This window comes from Streptomyces sp. JH34 (assembly GCF_029428875.1).
Taxonomy (GTDB): Bacteria; Actinomycetota; Actinomycetes; order Streptomycetales; family Streptomycetaceae; genus Streptomyces.
The window spans coordinates 3,108,565-3,123,918 of the sequence record NZ_JAJSOO010000001.1; the positions used below are offsets into that span (position 1 = coordinate 3,108,565).

General features: G+C 72.5%; 15 protein-coding genes and 1 pseudogene. 11 read left to right on the forward strand and 5 right to left on the reverse strand.

Going from position 1 to position 15,354, the window contains the following annotated elements; translation table 11 throughout:
* Nucleotides 1-10: 10 nt before the first annotated feature.
* The 4 genes and pseudogenes from LWJ43_RS13595 to LWJ43_RS13610 all read left to right on the forward strand — a co-directional run bounded on the left by LWJ43_RS13595 (nt 11) and on the right by LWJ43_RS13610 (nt 4,109).
* The gene (locus tag LWJ43_RS13595; RefSeq protein WP_003967102.1) at nt 11-214 is read left to right on the forward strand and encodes a cold-shock protein; all 204 of its coding nucleotides are present in this window, start codon (nt 11-13) and stop codon (nt 212-214) included.
* 107 nt (nt 215-321) lie between these two features.
* Nucleotides 322-597 (forward strand): annotated as a pseudogene (locus LWJ43_RS13600) (GyrI-like domain-containing protein); the annotation flags it as partial.
* Between the two features lie 178 nt (nt 598-775).
* A complete protein-coding gene (locus tag LWJ43_RS13605) occupies nt 776-3,742 on the forward strand; it encodes an AfsR/SARP family transcriptional regulator (protein WP_277332516.1) in 2,967 nt (988 codons plus the stop codon).
* 193 nt (nt 3,743-3,935) lie between these two features.
* The gene (locus LWJ43_RS13610; RefSeq protein WP_277332517.1) at nt 3,936-4,109 is read left to right on the forward strand and encodes a hypothetical protein; all 174 of its coding nucleotides are present in this window, start codon (nt 3,936-3,938) and stop codon (nt 4,107-4,109) included.
* Nucleotides 4,110-4,235: 126 nt separating this feature from the next.
* Here LWJ43_RS13610 and LWJ43_RS13615 read toward each other — a convergent pair whose 3' ends face one another.
* Nucleotides 4,236-4,766, reverse strand: a complete 531-nt coding sequence (locus tag LWJ43_RS13615; RefSeq protein ID WP_277332518.1) for a hypothetical protein — start codon at nt 4,764-4,766, stop codon at nt 4,236-4,238.
* A gap of 214 nt (nt 4,767-4,980) precedes the next feature.
* Between LWJ43_RS13615 and LWJ43_RS13620 the strand changes: the two genes are divergently transcribed.
* Nucleotides 4,981-5,658, forward strand: a complete 678-nt coding sequence (locus LWJ43_RS13620; RefSeq protein ID WP_277332519.1) for a hypothetical protein — start codon at nt 4,981-4,983, stop codon at nt 5,656-5,658.
* 3 nt (nt 5,659-5,661) lie between these two features.
* Here LWJ43_RS13620 and LWJ43_RS13625 read toward each other — a convergent pair whose 3' ends face one another.
* On the reverse strand, nt 5,662-8,034 hold the full coding sequence (locus LWJ43_RS13625) for an outer membrane protein assembly factor BamB family protein (RefSeq protein ID WP_277332520.1): 2,373 nt from the start codon (nt 8,032-8,034) through the stop codon (nt 5,662-5,664).
* A 204-nt stretch (nt 8,035-8,238) separates the two neighbouring features.
* Nucleotides 8,239-9,033, reverse strand: a complete 795-nt coding sequence (locus LWJ43_RS13630; protein WP_277332521.1) for a VOC family protein — start codon at nt 9,031-9,033, stop codon at nt 8,239-8,241.
* A gap of 424 nt (nt 9,034-9,457) precedes the next feature.
* On the opposite strand from LWJ43_RS13630, the gene LWJ43_RS13635 reads away from it, so the two are divergent.
* From LWJ43_RS13635 to LWJ43_RS13655, 5 genes are all read left to right on the forward strand, one after another.
* Nucleotides 9,458-10,105 (forward strand): TetR family transcriptional regulator, encoded by a 648-nt coding sequence (locus tag LWJ43_RS13635; protein ID WP_277332522.1) that lies wholly within the window; start codon nt 9,458-9,460, stop codon nt 10,103-10,105.
* Nucleotides 10,106-10,246: 141 nt separating this feature from the next.
* A complete protein-coding gene (locus tag LWJ43_RS13640) occupies nt 10,247-10,912 on the forward strand; it encodes a pyridoxine/pyridoxamine 5'-phosphate oxidase (protein ID WP_277332523.1) in 666 nt (221 codons plus the stop codon).
* A 68-nt stretch (nt 10,913-10,980) separates the two neighbouring features.
* Complete coding sequence (gene htpX / locus LWJ43_RS13645) at nt 10,981-11,892, forward strand: zinc metalloprotease HtpX (protein WP_277332524.1); 912 nt, start codon at nt 10,981-10,983, stop codon at nt 11,890-11,892.
* A gap of 9 nt (nt 11,893-11,901) precedes the next feature.
* Nucleotides 11,902-12,492, forward strand: a complete 591-nt coding sequence (gene pspAB, locus LWJ43_RS13650) for a PspA-associated protein PspAB (RefSeq protein WP_277332525.1) — start codon at nt 11,902-11,904, stop codon at nt 12,490-12,492.
* Nucleotides 12,493-12,585: 93 nt separating this feature from the next.
* On the forward strand, nt 12,586-13,773 hold the full coding sequence (locus LWJ43_RS13655; protein WP_277332526.1) for a flavin-containing monooxygenase: 1,188 nt from the start codon (nt 12,586-12,588) through the stop codon (nt 13,771-13,773).
* A gap of 134 nt (nt 13,774-13,907) precedes the next feature.
* Here LWJ43_RS13655 and LWJ43_RS13660 read toward each other — a convergent pair whose 3' ends face one another.
* Nucleotides 13,908-14,336, reverse strand: coding sequence for a ribosomal maturation YjgA family protein (locus LWJ43_RS13660; RefSeq protein ID WP_277332527.1), 429 nt, complete (start codon nt 14,334-14,336; stop codon nt 13,908-13,910).
* Nucleotides 14,337-14,398: 62 nt separating this feature from the next.
* Here LWJ43_RS13660 and LWJ43_RS13665 point away from each other — a divergent pair, with 62 nt between their 5' ends.
* Nucleotides 14,399-14,584 (forward strand): helix-turn-helix transcriptional regulator, encoded by a 186-nt coding sequence (locus tag LWJ43_RS13665; protein WP_277336071.1) that lies wholly within the window; start codon nt 14,399-14,401, stop codon nt 14,582-14,584.
* A gap of 8 nt (nt 14,585-14,592) precedes the next feature.
* Here LWJ43_RS13665 and LWJ43_RS13670 read toward each other — a convergent pair whose 3' ends face one another.
* On the reverse strand, nt 14,593-15,054 hold the full coding sequence (locus tag LWJ43_RS13670) for an ATP-binding protein (protein ID WP_277332528.1): 462 nt from the start codon (nt 15,052-15,054) through the stop codon (nt 14,593-14,595).
* Nucleotides 15,055-15,354 lie beyond the last annotated feature (300 nt).

A 15,354-nucleotide genomic window follows, 5' to 3' on the forward strand; every position in this document is an offset into this window, starting at 1 on the left:
AGGAGGGCTTATGGCTACCGGAACCGTCAAGTGGTTCAACGCTGAAAAGGGCTTCGGCTTCATCGCCCAGGACGGCGGCGGCCCGGATGTCTTCGTCCACTACTCCGCGATCAACGCGTCCGGGTTCCGCTCCCTCGAGGAGAACCAGGTCGTGAACTTCGACGTCACTCAGGGACCCAAGGGTCCGCAGGCTGAGAACGTCACCCCGGCCTAGTTGCCCGGGTCGGCCGATCGCGGCCGAGTGAGCAGTACCCAAGGAGCCCCGCTCCCCCGCTTCGGCGGAGGAGCGGGGCTCCTGCCTTTCCGGTCCGGTTCCGGTGAGGCGCGGTCACCGTCCACGCCGGTGTGACCGTCGGGGCCCCGGCAGGCCCGCTCGGAGACACGGGCGTCACGGTCGTCGAACTGCCCGCCTTCGAGGCGGCGACCATCGTGCACCGGGGTTCCATGGACCACGTCCTGGCGACGGATCAGACCCTGGCCCGCTGGGTCGGCGACCACGGACGACGGCCGGCCGGTCACGCCCCTGAGGTCTCTCCGGAGTGCCCGGAGGACCGCGAGAAGTGGGTCACCGAACTCCAGCTTCCCCTCGTCGGCTGACCTGACGTCACCCGCCGCACGGGCCCCCGGCCCTCGTTCTTGTCGAGGGCCTGTGCAGAGCGCCACCCGATACTGACGAGCCCGCCCATAACAAGGCAGACTGTTGACCGCGATACCAGCGGTACGAAGCAGAGCGGGATCAGCAGGACCGGCGGGGCGAGCAGGACAGGGGGGCATCATGGACCGCGACAACGGACCCGGCGTGCGCGTTCCGGAGCAACGGACGCCGTGGGAACGAGCGTCCGGCACCGATCTGCGCTTCACCGTGCTCGGCCCGGTACGCGTCTGGCGCGGCGGCGAGGCCCTCCCCTCGGGCTCCCCGCAGCAACGCGCCCTGCTGGCAGCCCTGTTGCTGCGCTACGGGCGCACGGCCACCGCCGCCGAGCTCATCGACGCCCTCTGGGGCGACGAGCCCCCCTCCCAGGCACTGGCCACGGTACGGACGTACGCGTCCAGGCTCCGCAAGACCCTGGGCCAGGACACCCTCGTCAGCGAGGCGGGAGGCTACGCCGTCCGGATCCCGCGCGAGGCGCTCGACCTGACGCTCGCCCAGGACCTGGCGGCGGAGGCGGAGAAGGCGCGCGGCGGCGGGGACCGCTTCAAGGCCCGCACGCTGATCAACAAGCTGCTCGGCCTCTGGGACGGCGAGGCCCTCGCCTCACTCCCCGGCCCGTACGCCGAGAACCAGCGCACCAGCCTGGAGGAATGGCGTCTCCAGCTCACCGAGACCCGGCTCGACCTGGACCTGGAGGTGGGCTGCCACGCGGAGGCGGTCTCCGAACTCACCGCGCTGACAGCCGCACAGCCCCTGCGCGAGCGTCTGCGCGAACTGCTGATGGTCGCCCTGTACCGCAGCGGCCGGCAGGCCGAGGCGCTGGCGGTGTACGCCGACACGCGTCGGCTGCTCGCGGAGGAACTGGGCGTCGACCCGCGCCCCGAACTGTCCCAGCTCCAGCAGCGGATCCTCCGGGCGGACGAGGAGCTGGCCAGGCCGGCCGACGAACCCGCTCCCGCCTCCGTACCGGTCCGCCCTGCCCAGCTCCCCGCCAACGTCCCGGACTTCACAGGCCGAGCCGCGTTCGTACGCGAGCTGGGTGACCGGCTGGTGAGCGCCGAGGGCTCCGTCATGGCGGTCTCCGCGCTGGCCGGCATCGGCGGCGTCGGCAAGACGACCCTCGCCGTCCACATCGCCCACCGGGCACGCCCGCACTTCCCGGACGGCCAGCTGTACGTCGACCTGCAGGGCGCGGGCAACACCGCTGCCGCCCCCGAGACCGTCCTCGGCGCGTTCCTGCGCGCGCTGGGCACCGCCGACTCCGCGATCCCGGACTCCCTGGACGAGCGGGCCGCCCTCTACCGCTCCATCCTCGACGGCCGGCGCGTCCTGGTCCTGCTCGACAACGCCCACGACGCGGCCCAGATCCGCCCGCTGCTGCCCGGCACCGAGGGCTGCGTGGCGCTCGTCACCAGCCGGGTCCGCATGGTCGACCTGGCCGGAGCGCACCTGGTGGACCTGGACGTGATGTCGCCCGAGGAGGCCCTGCAGCTCTTCACCCGTATCGTCGGCGACGAACGCGTCCGCTCGGAGCGGGAGGCGGCCCTGGACGTGGTGGCCGCGTGCGGCTTCCTGCCGCTGGCGATCCGCATCGCCGCGTCCCGGCTGGCCGCCCGCCGGACCTGGACGGTCTCGGTACTGGCCGCGAAGCTCGCCGACGAACGCCGCCGCCTCGACGAACTCCAGGCCGGCGACCTCGCCGTGAAGGCCACCTTCGAGCTCGGCTACGGCCAGCTGGAGCCGGCCCAGGCCCGCGCCTTCCGCCTGCTCGGCCTGGCGGACGGCCCGGACATCTCCCTCGCGGCGGCCGCCGCCCTGCTGAACCTCGCCCCCCACACGGCGGAGGACCTCCTGGAGTCGCTGGTCGACACCAGCCTGCTGGAGTCGGCGGCCCCGGGCCGCTACCGCTACCACGACCTGGTTCGCCTCTACGCGCGTGCGTGCGCGGAACGGGACGAGCAGCCGCCGGTGGAGAAGGAACTGGCGCTCTCACGGCTGCTGGACTTCTACCTGGCCACGGCCGCGGGGGTGTACGCGCTGGAGCGGCCCGGGGAGCGGGTGCTCGACCACTTCACACGGACCGCGTACCCAGGGCTCACCTTCCAGGTGCGCGAGACCGCACTGGACTGGCTCTTCTCGGAGTCCAACGGACTGCTGGCCTGTGCGAGGCAGTCGGCCGGATCCGGCATGCCGGGTCGCGCCGCCGATCTGCTCATGGCGGTGGTGGACCTGGGTGAGTCGGGCGCCAACTCGCACCAGTTCGCCACCGCGGCGAAGTCCGTGAGCGAGGCGGCTCGGGCAGCGGGCGACGCACAGGCCGAGGGCCGGGCCCGCACGATGCTGACCCACGCCCTCAGCGTCTCCGGGCGGTTCGCGGAGGCCGAGGCCCGGTGCGCGCTGGAGCTCGGCCGGCTGGCCGACGACCCCGTCTCACTCGGGCAGGTCCCCAACCAGCTCGGGATCATCGCCCTGTACGAGAACCGGCACTCCGACGCCGAGAACCACCTTCGCGAGGCGCTCGCCGCCTTCCGGGCGGACGGCAACAAGCCCGGCGAGGCGTCGGCCCTGTGCAACCTCTCGCGCGTCCACCTGGCCACAGGGAGGACGACGAGCGCCGTGGACCTCGCCCAGCAGGGCGTCGGCATCTACGAGGCGGACGCCTCGGGTCTGGCCCTGCGCCTCGCCAACGGGAAGTACGCCCTGGGGCTGGCGCTCACGGGGACCGGGCGGACGGCCGCCGCCCAGGAGGCACTGACCGAGGCGATGTCGATATTCCGCGACAGCCGGCAGCAGCTCTGGCACGGAATGACCCTCTTCCGCCTGGCCGAGCTGTACCTGGCCATCCGTCAGCCCGCGCACGCGGCGTCGCACGCCGAGCAGGCGCTCGCGATCCTGCGCGGTATCGGTGGTGAGTGGCGCCGCGCGAACGTGCTCACCGCCCTGGGCCGTGGCCTCGCGGGCATCGGCCAGACCGACCGTGCCCACGTCTGCTGGAACGAGGCGCTCTCGATCTTCGACAACCTCGCCTCACCCGAGGCCGCCTCCGTGCGTGAGCTCCTGACCCCGACCCCGGTCGCCAGGGCCTCCTGACCGGCGTTCATCATTCGTTTATCGCCGGACGGCACTCTCTACTCATCGATCCGTCGCGTCGGGGGGCAGACGGATCGGCGAGAGGCCTCACCGTCAGGGTGATCGGCCCCAGGAGCCCGCCCGGCGATCCACGGGGGAACCGCCGGGCGGACTCCTCATCCACAGTCACCACCCCTTTCAGGAGCTGAACTTCATGGCCGAGAAGAGCGACATCCTCAAGCCCGCGGACGCGCACGCCACCGGCGAGGAGCTCACCACCCAGGACGCCCACGCCACCGGTACGCCCCTCAAGCCGGCGGACGCGCACGCCACCGGCGAGGAGCTCACCACCCAGGACGCCCACGCCACGAGCGAGCCGTCCAAGTAGACCTCACCCGCACGGGGGCGGGCGGCCGCGGCGGCGCGGAGGGGGAGCCGTCGCGGCCGCCGCACGTCCGCGCACACGGAGCAGGGCCCGAGCTTCCGCTCGGGCCCTCGCTCGTCGCCTCGTCCGTCAGTACCGCAGCTCCGCCGTGACCAGGCAGCGCTTCACGCGGGAGACCGAGCGCGGACTGTCCATCCGGACGGCGACGATCCTGGACTCGCCCGCGTCGACCTCGACCTCGGTCTCACCCGTGTCGACGGTCAGGCCCTTGGCGTCGACGAAGGTCACGTCGACCTCGTACACATGCGTGCCCGTCGCGTTCGAGCTGACCTCGATCGACGAGGAGGTGTTCGCCTTGCGCTTGCCCTTCTTGGGCTGGGCGCAGCGGACGACGCGCAGTCCGGGGGCCTCCGACGCGGTCGGGTCGGGGGTGGGCGACTCGTAGGCGGAGTCGCCGGACGAGCCGGACGAACTGTCGTTGTCGTCGTCGTAGTCGCGGTAGCCGTTGTTGCTCTTCTTGGAGTTGGAGCAGCCACCGCCGGAGCCGCCGGAGCTGCGGCTCTTCCCGCTCTTCCCGCCGTGGCTGGATGTCGAGAACCCGGTGAGCGCGAGCACCACCACGACCAGGACCGCCGCGAACCTCATCTGTCGCCGCACCATCGATGCAGCCCCCCTAGCTGTTGCCGGCTTCTTCGGCCGTCGCACGACCGCGCGACACCGTAACCCACAGCATTCCGCCCACTCACCCATGGTGCGGTCATGACCCTGTCACGGTCTCGTCATGGTCTCCGATGGCAGGAGGATCGGGCCGGGCGTAGCGTCGAGGCGGGGAGCGGTGCGCACAGCCGTGCGCCCTTGGCCCGGGAGGCTGTCGATGATCCGCAACGTCCTCGGTTCCGTCGTCGCCCTCGTGGGAGCGGCGGCGGCCGTACAGAGCCCCTTCCACACCTGGTACAACGACCGCCTCGGGCGGGACTACCGCGTGCAGGACCTGTTCGACGGCATCACGGGGGTCTCGTCGTCCGTGCTGGGTTCGATGCTGGCGCCGTTCCTCTTCGCCGCGCTGGTGACGCTTGTCGGCGTCGTGCTCCGCTCGCGCTGGGTGGTGGCCGTCGCGGGCCTGGTCGTCATCGGCTTCACCGTCCTGTGGATGGTGCGGCTGGGTCAGGCCGCGGGGAGCCTGACGGTCGGTGGCGACGGCTCCGGACTCCGCTGGGGCGTCGCGCAGGCGCTGGCGGGCGGTGTCCTGCTGCTGCTGGGCGCGCTGGTGATGTCGGGCCGGCGCGGAGTACGGCAGAGGCGGGGCGCCGAGCCGTATCCCACGCCGCCGGACGACCGCCCCGACACCTGGCCGCCGACCCAGGAGCCGGGACCGGCCGCGTACACGTCCCCCGGACCGGAGCCCGAGGCCGACCCGTACACGGGCCCCGGGCGGCACCGGGCGGCCCGGGACGACGAGGACACCGCGGAGTCCCCGGTCCAGGACGGGAGCACCCACCCCGTCCAGGGCGAGCAGCGGGAGCGGGACCGGTACCACCCGCCCCATCCGTGAGCGTCAGCCCCGGGCCCTGTTCCCCGTCCCGGTGCCCTTCAGGGCGTCGAGGGCGTACACGCAGCGGTCCTTGCTGCACGCGTACACGACGCCTGCCTGCGCCACCGGGGAGCCCGTGATCTCGCCACCCGTGGCCAGCTTCCAGCGGAGCTGGCCACCCGCCGCGTCCAGCGTGTAGAGCACGTGGTCCGCCGAACCGAAGTGGACCCGGCCGTCGGCGACCACCGGGGCGCCGACCACGTCGCCGCCCGCGGCGAAGCGCCACTTCGGAGTGCCGGTCACCGCGTCCAGGGTGTACAGCGCGCTGCCGCTGCCGACGTGTACGTTGCCCGCCGTGACCAGCACGGGCTCGACGGACTGCCGGGCCTCGGTCGCGATCCGCCACCGGTCCTTGCCGGTCGATGCGTCCAGGGCGTACACGGTGCCGAGGTAGTCGGCGAGGTACACACCGCCGCCCGTGACCGCCGGGCCCGGGGCGAACGCGGGCGGTGACAGGAAGACGGCCGGGGACTCGAAGTGCCAGCGCACCCGGCCCGAGACGGTGTCCACGGCGAGCACCCGGTTCCCCGCCACGACGTACACGGAGCCGTCGGGCGCGGGGGCGACCCGGACCGGGACCCCGCCGCAGGAGGCGGCGTCGCCGACGGGGTACGACCACCGCTCGGTGCCGGTGCGCGCGTCCACGGCCCGCAGCCGGGCGTCCTGCCACAGGAACACCGTGCCGTCGTGGATGACGGGACCGGCCTCGGCCGTCTCGAAGTCCGTCTGGACGCCCGTGGTCTCCCACAGCTTCTCGCCGCCGGACGCCTCCCACGCCTGTACGCCGCCGCCCCGTGTCCCGGTCAGGACGGTGCCTCGGTCGGCCTTGAGGGAGTACACCCAGGCATCGGTCTGGAGGCGCCACCGCTCGGCGCCCGTCGTCGCGTCCAGCGCGTACAGGGACGGGCCGTCCGAGGCGTGGATCCGGCCTCCGTCCACGGCCATCGACCATGCCACGTCCCGGGTCTTGAACTGACGGCGCCCGTTGCCGACGTCGAGGGCGTGGACCTCGAAGGACGTCACGTACAGCAGGTCGCCGACCACGACCGGGGTGCCCCACACATCGTTCGACATGCGGAAGCGCCACGGGCGCCAGCGCTCCGGCGCGGCGGGCGCCGCGTCCGGGGCCGGCGCGGGGGCGGGCACCGGAGCGGCCGTGGTGTGCCCGCCGGGCGGGCGCACCCAGCCGGTGGCCGGATCGGCGTGCGCCGCCGCGGGACCGCGTACGTCCACGGGGCGAGGCCCGGGTCCGATCGGCACCTTCGCGCCGGGCAGCCGTACAGGACCGCCGTCGGGAGCGGGCGCCGACACCGGCGCGGGGGCCGGTGCCGTCCGCAGGTCACCGCCGCCGCCGCGCCACGCCCCGTCCCGGTCGTCACCCGCCGGCGGTCGCTGCGGAGGCGGGGGGACGGCCATGGGGGCGGGCGCGACGGTGACGGCACGGCCACCACCGCGGCGCTGCTCGATCATCGCGGTCGCCACGGTCGGCAGCCAGGCCGACGCCGTACCGCTGTCGTCGCTGCCCGAGGCGAACAGGTGCGGGGCCAGCTGGGACTGCAGGTCCGCCGGGCTGGGCCGCCGGGTCGGGTCCATCTGCATGCAGGACTCGATGAGCGGGCGCAGGTCGTCGGGCAGACCCTCGGTGTCGGGGCCCTCCCGCAGCAGCATGAACACCGTCTCGACCGGGTTCGCCCCGTGGTAGGGCGCGTGTCCCGTCGCCGCGAAGACCAGGGTCGAGCCGAGCGAGAAGATGTCGCTGGCCCCCGTCACGCTTCGCGAGTCGCGCGCCTGCTCCGGAGACATGTACGCGGGCGTGCCCACCGCCACGTTCGTCATGGTCAGCCGGGTGTTGGAGACCCCGGACGCGATCCCGAAGTCGATCACCCGCGGCCCGTCCTCGACGACGAGGACGTTGGACGGCTTCAGGTCGCGGTGGACGAGGCCCGCCCCGTGGATCGACTGGAGGGCCTCCGCGATGCCGGCGGCCAGCCAGCGCACGGCCTGCGTCGGCATCGGCCCGCACTCACTCACTATCTCCTCGAGGGAGGGGGCGGGTACGTAGGCGGTGGCCAGCCAGGGCACGGCCGCCCTCGGGTCGGCGTCGACCACGGCGGCGGTGTAGAAACCGCTGACCGCGCGAGCGGCCTCCACCTCACGCGTGAAGCGGACCCGGAACAACTGGTCCTCCGCCAGTTCCGTCCGGACCGTCTTGATCGCCACCCGTCGGCCCGACGCCGACCTCGCCAGATAGACCAGCCCCATGCCGCCGGCCCCGAGCCGTCCCAGCACCTCGAACGGGCCGATCCGCCTCGGGTCATGCTGCGTCAGCTGCTCCACTTGCCTGCCACCTCCCCGTACGGGCCTCTGGATCAGAAGCCCGCGAATTCCCGCCCTGTGCAGCGTCTCACCAGTGGGCACCATTTGGCGGTGCGCACCCTGATTCTTCCTGTCCCGGGGCCTGGTTGCGAACCCGGGGGCGAGTCGGGGTGTTGTGTGGCACTCCATCCCTTTCAGGACAGCCGCAGAACCGCCGTCGGCCGGCTACGGCATCGGCTCCGCCGGCTGGAGCACGGCGAAAGCCGCACCCTGGTCGTCCTGGAGGACCGCCGTGCGCCCGTACGGGATGTCGAGGGGCGGGGCCGTGATCCGGCCACCGAGCCGGGTGGCGGTCTCGACGGCGCGGTCGCAGTCGGCGACGGCGAAGTAGGTCAGGAAGTAGCTGGGCAGCATCTCGGGGAACGCGTCCGTGATGACCGCGCGTCCGCCGACCGCCGTGTCCTCGCCCGGTTCGGTCCCCGCGGGTGACCAGACCCGGAAGGGCTCCACCGTCCCGGCGGGACCGGGCAGCTCGATGTCGGTGCCCAGGAATCCGAGTACCTCCGCGTAGAAGGCGTCCACGCGCTCCGGCTGCCGGGTGTGGACCTCCGTCCAGCAGAAGGATCCCGGGGCGTTCCGCTTCTCGAAACCCGCGCGCTCGCCCGCCTGCCAGAGGCCGAAGACCGCGCCGCCGGGGTCTGCTGCCTGGGCGAGTACCCCGGCGGCGCCGGCCCTCACCGGGTCGGTGATGACCTGGCCGCCCGCCTTCCGGACCAGGGCGACGGTGGCGAGGATGTCGTCGGTGGAGAAGTAGACGCCCCAGGTCGTGGGCATACGGCCGTCCTGTTTGGCGGCGAGCGCGGCGACGAGCCGCCCGTCGCTGTAGGCGTCGGCGAAGGGCATGCCGTCACCCGCGCGGAAGGTCCAGCCGAAGAGCCCGCCGTAGAAGCGCTTGCCGGCCTCCAGGTCGGAGAGCTGCACGTCCACCCAGCACGGAGCGGACTGCGCGAATACGGCCATGGCCGGGGTCCTTCCGTCGCTGTGGGGTCGTGACGGCGCCTCGACGACGACACGGCGGTGGCGCTGTGGATCGCGGCGGACCACCACGTGGGGGCGGCCGTGACGTCCGTCACACTCAACGTAGCGTCGGGAGACCCGGGGCGCGCCCCGAGGGGGCGAATAGAACCTTTGCCCGAATCGTGAAGCTTTCCCCCGGCCCGTGGACAGGAGTTGTCCACCGAAGTTATCCACAGGCTGTTGATAACAACATCGCACCGGGGCACTCCGAGTGCGGCCGGAGGGAAATTCCATAAACGCTCGGGTTCGCGCGAAATAGCGACTCACCCACCCCCGGGAATTCACCGTCCACCCTGTCCGCACTGGGGCGTTCCCCATTTGCAGTCGGTCAGATCGCGCTCGGATCACCCCTCGGTAAGCTGACGGCATGACAGGACAAGTGCGCACCGTCGACGGCCGCGTGGCTGGTCGGCGAGGTCAGGCGACGCGGCAGAAGCTGCTCGACTGCCTCAGCGAGATGCTCAGCTCCTCGCCGTACCGGGACGTCAAAGTCATCGACGTGGCCCGGAAGGCGGGGACTTCACCCGCGACTTTCTACCAGTATTTCCCCGACGTCGAGGGCGCCGTTCTCGAACTCGCCGAGGAAATGGTCAAGGAAGGTACCGGACTGACCGAACTGGTCGGCGGGCGTTCCTGGGTCGGCAAGGCCGGCTGGCAGGCCTCCGAGGAACTGGTCGAGGGTTTCCTCGACTTCTGGCGACGGCACGACGCGATCCTCCGCGTCGTCGATCTCGGCGCGGCCGAGGGCGACAAGCGGTTCTACAAGATCCGCATGAAGGTCCTGAACTCGGTCACCAACTCCCTGACGGACGCGGTCAAGGAGCTCCAGTCCAAGGGCAGGGTGGACAAGGACGTCAGTCCCGGCGCGGTGGCGGGCTCCCTGGTCGTCATGCTCGCGGGGGTCGCCTCGCACCAGAAGGGCTTCACCACCTGGGGCGTGAAGCAGGCCGAACTCCGCCCCAACCTCGCCCTGCTGGTCCACCTGGGCATCACCGGCAAGAAGCCGGTCAGGTAGGCGCCGGCCAGGACACCACCGCACCCACCGGGCGCCGCGCCCTCGCACGGCTCCCCCTGTCCTGTCTCACCGACGGCGGACCACCCGTGTGGTCCGCCGTCGGCGTTTCCGCACCGGCGCCGGACGCTGTGGAATGGACCCATGAGCGATGCACAGAAGGACTTCCGCGACCTGCTCCACGCGCAGCGCGTCTGGGACGTGCCCCTCCCCCGCTTCGACCCGTCCACCGCGCCCGCCACCCCGCTGCCCCTCTTCCACGCCTGGTTCGCCGAGGCGGTGGCCGCCGGCCAGACGGAACCGCACACCATGACCCTGGCGACCGCGGACCCCGAAGGCCGGCCCGACGTACGCACGCTGATGCTGCACGACGCGGACGAGCGCGGCTGGCACTTCGCCACGCACGCCACCAGCGCGAAGGGCCGCCAGCTCGCCGCCCGCCCGTACGCGGCGCTCGGCTTCTACTGGCCCGCCCAGGGCAGGCAGGTGCGGGTGCGGGGCGCGGTCACCCCCGCGGGCCGCGAGGAGAGCCGGGCCGATCTGGGCGCCAGGTCCACCGGCGCGCTGGCCGCCGCGCTGACCGGTTCGCAGAGCGAGGTGCTGCCCTCACGGGAGGAGCTCGTACGCGCCTCCGAGGCGGCCTGGGAGCGCGCGCGGGCACAGCCGGACGCGGAGGCGGAGACCTGGACGCGGTACGCGGTCGAGCCGTGGGAGGTGGAGTTCTTCCAGGGCGACGACCGGCGCCGGCATGTGCGGCTGCGCTACCGCCGTGACGGTGCGGGCTGGAGCCGCGAGCTCCTCTGGCCCTGAACGCTTACTTATACGGCTTTTGCATGAAAGGGGCACTATGGGAGTCAGGTGAGCTACTGGAGGCACCCATGGCACGGACCCGTTCCCGCTACGCCCCCGACCGCGGTCTGACCACCCGCATGGTGAGCACGATGTTCTTCATCGGCCTGCTGTACGTGGTCCTCGTGGGCGTGCTTCTGGCCGTCCTGCGCGGCGCCTGGCCCATCATCCTGATCCTGGTGGGCGGGATGTTCGTCGCCCAGTTCTGGTTCAGCGACCGCATCGCGGCGTACGGCATGGGCGCCCGGGAGGTCACCCCGCGGGAGGCGCCGGAACTCCACGGGGCGGTCGACCGGATCTGCGCCCTCGCCGACATGCCGAAACCCCGCGTGGCCATCGCGCGCAGCGACGTGCCGAACGCCTTCGCGACCGGCCGCAGCGAGAGGACCGCCCTGGTCTGCGCCACGACCGGGCTGCTGCGCAGACTGGAGCCCGAGGAGCTCGAGGGCGTCCTCGCCCACGAGATGTCGCACGTCGCACACCGCGATGTCGCCGTGATGACGATCGCGTCGTTCCTCGGGGTCCTCGCCGGCGTCGTCACCCGGGTCGCCCTGTGGGGCGGCTTCGCCCGCAACAGCCGGGGCAACGACCCGGCGGGCATCATCATCATGCTGATCCCGCTGATCAGCGCGGTCGTGTACGCCCTCAGCTTCCTGCTGACCCGGCTGCTCTCCCGCTACCGCGAGCTCTCGGCCGACCGCACGGCCGCACTCCTGACGGGCCGCCCCTCGGCGCTGGCCTCCGCCCTCACCAAGGTCAGCGGGCAGATGGCCAGGATCCCGACGGAGGACCTCCGCAAGGCGGAGCCGTACAACGCCTTCTACTTCGTGCCCGCCTTCGCCTCGAAGGAGAGCCTGGGCCGGCTGCTCTCCTCCCACCCGACCCTCGAACAGCGTCTGGACCAGCTGGCCCGCATCTCCGCCGGCCTGTCTCACCCGTAAGGAGTTTCCGTGGGCCTGCTCGACAGCATCCTGGGGCGCAGCAAACCGGTCCGCCCCGACCTCGACCAGCTCTTCGCCGTCCCTTCCGCCGCGCTGACCCTCCAGGCCGGCACCGGTTTCACACCGACCGGGGCCGGATCGGTGTGCTTCGCGGGGGTGGAGGGCGGCACGTTCGCCCGCATCCAGCAGGACGTACGCGAACTGCTCGACGCGGACACGGGGCGGGGAGGGGTCCCCGTCGAGTTCAGCCGGGACTCCTACGGCTACACCTGGCTGCTCGCCCGTCAGGAGACCGGGGCCGACGGCACGGCCGCCCTGGTCAACGACCTGCACGCGGTCAACACCCTGCTCCAGGACGGTGGCTTCGGCCCGCACCTGCTCTGCTCGATGGTCGGGTTCCGGAACCCGGAGGGGCGTGCGCTCGCCCTGGTCTACCTCTACAAGCGGGGCACGTTCTACCCGTTCGCCCCGGCCCCGGGAGGCGGGGAGAGGCGCGACAACCAGCTGGAGCTCCAGGTGCGGGCCGTGCTCGGCGACGACCTGCGGGTGGAGGGCGATCTCTCGCGGTGGTTCCCGGTGTGGGGCGCTCCCGGCCTCTGAACGGGCCCGTGCGCCGGCCCCGTGATCATTTCGCAACCGATTCCCGTCCGGACCCGGAACCCATCATGTTCATGTCCTATTACGCTCCGAAGCATGCCCGAAAGCACCCCCACCGCCGATGACGCCCTGCCCGCCTCCATCGACCGCACCGACGGCCGGCCGGTCTATGTGATCGGTGGGGGCCCGGGTGGTCTCGCCGCCGCCGCGGCCCTGCGGGAACAGGGCGTACGGGCGGTCGTGCTGGAGAAGTCCGGCCGCGTCGGGTCGTCCTGGCGCGGCCACTACGACCGTCTGCACCTCCACACGGTCCGGCGCTGGTCCGCCCTGCCGGGGCTGGCCATGCCCCGCCGCTTCGGGCGCTGGGTGTCGCGCGACGACATGGTGCGCTACCTGGAGAAGTACGCCGAGCAGCACGAGCTGGAGGTGGTGACGGGTGTCGAGGTCTCCCGGATCGACCGGACCGACGACGGCACCGGCTGGCAGCTGAGCGCGACCGGCGGCCGGGTGCTGACCGGGCGTGCCGTGGTGGTGGCCACCGGCTTCAACCACACGCCGCGGATACCCCGGTGGACGGGGAGCGAGGACTTCACCGGCGAGCTGGTGCACGCGGCGGAGTACCGCTCCCCGGCCCCGTACGCGGGCAAGGACGTCCTGGTCGTCGGCATCGGCAACACCGGCGCGGAGATCGCCGTGGACCTGGTCGAGGGCGGGGCGTCCCGGGTGCGGATCGCGGTCCGCACGGTCCCGCACATCGTGCGCCGCTCGACGGCCGGCTGGCCCGCCCAGGCCACCGCCGTCCTGGTCCGCAGGCTGCCGGTCCGGCTCGTCGACCGGGCGGGCCGCCTGATGTGCCGGGTCTCCGTCCCCGATCTGGCGGAACACGGCCTCCCCCGCCCGGACACCGGCCTGTACTCCCGGGTCAAGGAGGGCGCGATCCCCGTCCAGGACGTCGGGCTGATCGACGCGGTGAGGAGCGGCACGGTGGTCCCCGTGGCCACGGTCGCCTCGTTCGACGGGGACGCGGTGGTGCTGGCGGACGGGACCCGGATCACCCCGGACGCCGTGATAGCGGCGACCGGTTACGAACGCGCCCTGGAGGGCCTGGTCGGTCATCTCGGGGTACTGGACCCGAGGGGCCGCCCCGTGGTGCACGGCGCCCGCACCCCGCACGGGGCGCCGGGCCTGTACTTCACGGGCTTCACCAACCCGATCAGCGGGATGCTCCGCGAGATCGCCCTGGACGCGCGGAGGATAGCGGCCCGCGTCGCGAAGACGGGCTGAGCCGGCCCCGACCTGGGAACCAGCGGAGACGCAAGGCCGCCCTCAAGCACCCCGAAGCATCATCACGCGAACCAGGTGTGGAGGGGGTCGATGAGGAGGCCGGGCAGGGGGACCGCCGCCGGAGGCCGGCCGGATCAGGCCCGTGCGAGTGACCGCCGGGACGGCAGGCGGCTGTGGACGGCCCAGGCGAGGGCCGCCCCCACCACGTACCAGAGCAGGTCCGGCGCGTTGAACGTCGAGCCGAGCACCAGCCGTGCCACCGTGCTCTGCCGGGCCAGGTCGGCCGGGACGCCCGTGAGCTGGGCCAGTTCCACGGCCCAGCTGAAGGCCAGCGCGGCGGCTGCGGCCGCCTTCGGCCGCACCCGGGGCGCGACGAGGACCACCAGGATGTGGATCAGGACCGTGTAGAGGGCGTCGCCCGCGTACTTCGCCACGTCCCCGCCCGCCGCGGAGCGGACACCGAGACCCGCGGCGACGGTCACGAGAGCCGCCGCCGCGGCGGTCAGCCGGACGACGGCCGTCCCGGGGGCGGAGGCGGCGCGGGCGGTCGGTGTCTTCCTCATGACCGGTACGTTTATCAGGACGCGGGCGGTTCGGCCCAATCCGCGGGAGAGCAGGAGTCCAGATGAGCCACCGTGTGGTCGTCCTCGCCCTCGACGGGGTGCTTCCCTTCGAACTGGGCTTCCCGCAGGGGATCTTCGGCCGGTCGATGAGCGTGCGCACCTTCACCCGGCGCTTCCGCGAGGAGGTCGGGATCAGCCCGGGGCAGTGCTGCCGGCGGACGTTCCGGTCGGCGGCCGCGGGACGCTGAGGGGCTCCTCAGAGACGGGCCCGCTCGCCGGGCTGCTCCTGGACCGCCGGGAGCATCACCGGGCCGCCGCGGTCGATCTCGCACCAGATGCGCTTGCCCGCGCCCTCCGGCTGCCAGCCCCAGCGGTCCGCCAGGCCGTCCACCAGCTCCAGGCCGCGGCCGTTGGTGTCCTCACCCTCCGCGTGACGCGGCCGGGGCGGACGGCAGCTGGTGTCGGCCACCTCGACGCGCACCGTCCCCGCCGAACCGGCCGGGCTCGCGGAGCCGAACAGCATCCGCAGCACGGCCGGACAGCCCGTGTGGACCACCGCGTTGGTGACGAGCTCCGAGATCAGCAGGATGAGCGTTTCCGCGAGGGGCTCGTCGTCCTCCATCCCCGACCCGATCAGCCTCGACCGCGCCCATCTGCGGGCTCGCCCCACCTCCGCGGGATCCGGCCCGACCTCCAGCTGAACCTGAAGCACCTGCACCGCTCACACCATCCGAACCGGCGGACACATCGCCTCGCGCCTCCTCAGGGTCACGGAACGTGACTCCCCTGAGGGACAGCATGGTTGACGTACAGTCACCGCAACAAGCGCTTCGGGCATATTCCATCGCGAAGGAGTACGCGTGGTCCATACTGTGCGACGCGCGCCGCGGAGAGTCGAACAGAAGCCGTCCGGCACCCCGGGGACCGAGTCCCCGGAAGGCCCGCCGCAGCTCCGTGGGCCGCGAGCAGGACACCGCGCACCACCCGGGACGGCCGTGGGGGCCGTACCCGGATCCTC

Excerpts from the sequence above, each read along its gene's own strand:
- LWJ43_RS13595 (WP_003967102.1), top strand. The coding sequence starts at position 11 with ATGGCTACCGGAACCGTCAAGTGGTTCAACGCTGAAAAGGGCTTCGGC.
- LWJ43_RS13605 (WP_277332516.1), top strand. The coding sequence starts at position 776 with ATGGACCGCGACAACGGACCCGGCGTGCGCGTTCCGGAGCAACGGACG.
- LWJ43_RS13610 (WP_277332517.1), top strand. The coding sequence starts at position 3,936 with ATGGCCGAGAAGAGCGACATCCTCAAGCCCGCGGACGCGCACGCCACC.
- LWJ43_RS13615 (WP_277332518.1), bottom strand. The coding sequence starts at position 4,766 with ATGGTGCGGCGACAGATGAGGTTCGCGGCGGTCCTGGTCGTGGTGGTG.
- LWJ43_RS13620 (WP_277332519.1), top strand. The coding sequence starts at position 4,981 with ATGATCCGCAACGTCCTCGGTTCCGTCGTCGCCCTCGTGGGAGCGGCG.
- LWJ43_RS13630 (WP_277332521.1), bottom strand. The coding sequence starts at position 9,033 with ATGGCCGTATTCGCGCAGTCCGCTCCGTGCTGGGTGGACGTGCAGCTC.
- LWJ43_RS13635 (WP_277332522.1), top strand. The coding sequence starts at position 9,458 with ATGACAGGACAAGTGCGCACCGTCGACGGCCGCGTGGCTGGTCGGCGA.
- LWJ43_RS13640 (WP_277332523.1), top strand. The coding sequence starts at position 10,247 with ATGAGCGATGCACAGAAGGACTTCCGCGACCTGCTCCACGCGCAGCGC.
- htpX (WP_277332524.1), top strand. The coding sequence starts at position 10,981 with ATGGCACGGACCCGTTCCCGCTACGCCCCCGACCGCGGTCTGACCACC.
- LWJ43_RS13655 (WP_277332526.1), top strand. The coding sequence starts at position 12,586 with ATGCCCGAAAGCACCCCCACCGCCGATGACGCCCTGCCCGCCTCCATC.
- LWJ43_RS13660 (WP_277332527.1), bottom strand. The coding sequence starts at position 14,336 with ATGAGGAAGACACCGACCGCCCGCGCCGCCTCCGCCCCCGGGACGGCC.
- LWJ43_RS13665 (WP_277336071.1), top strand. The coding sequence starts at position 14,399 with ATGAGCCACCGTGTGGTCGTCCTCGCCCTCGACGGGGTGCTTCCCTTC.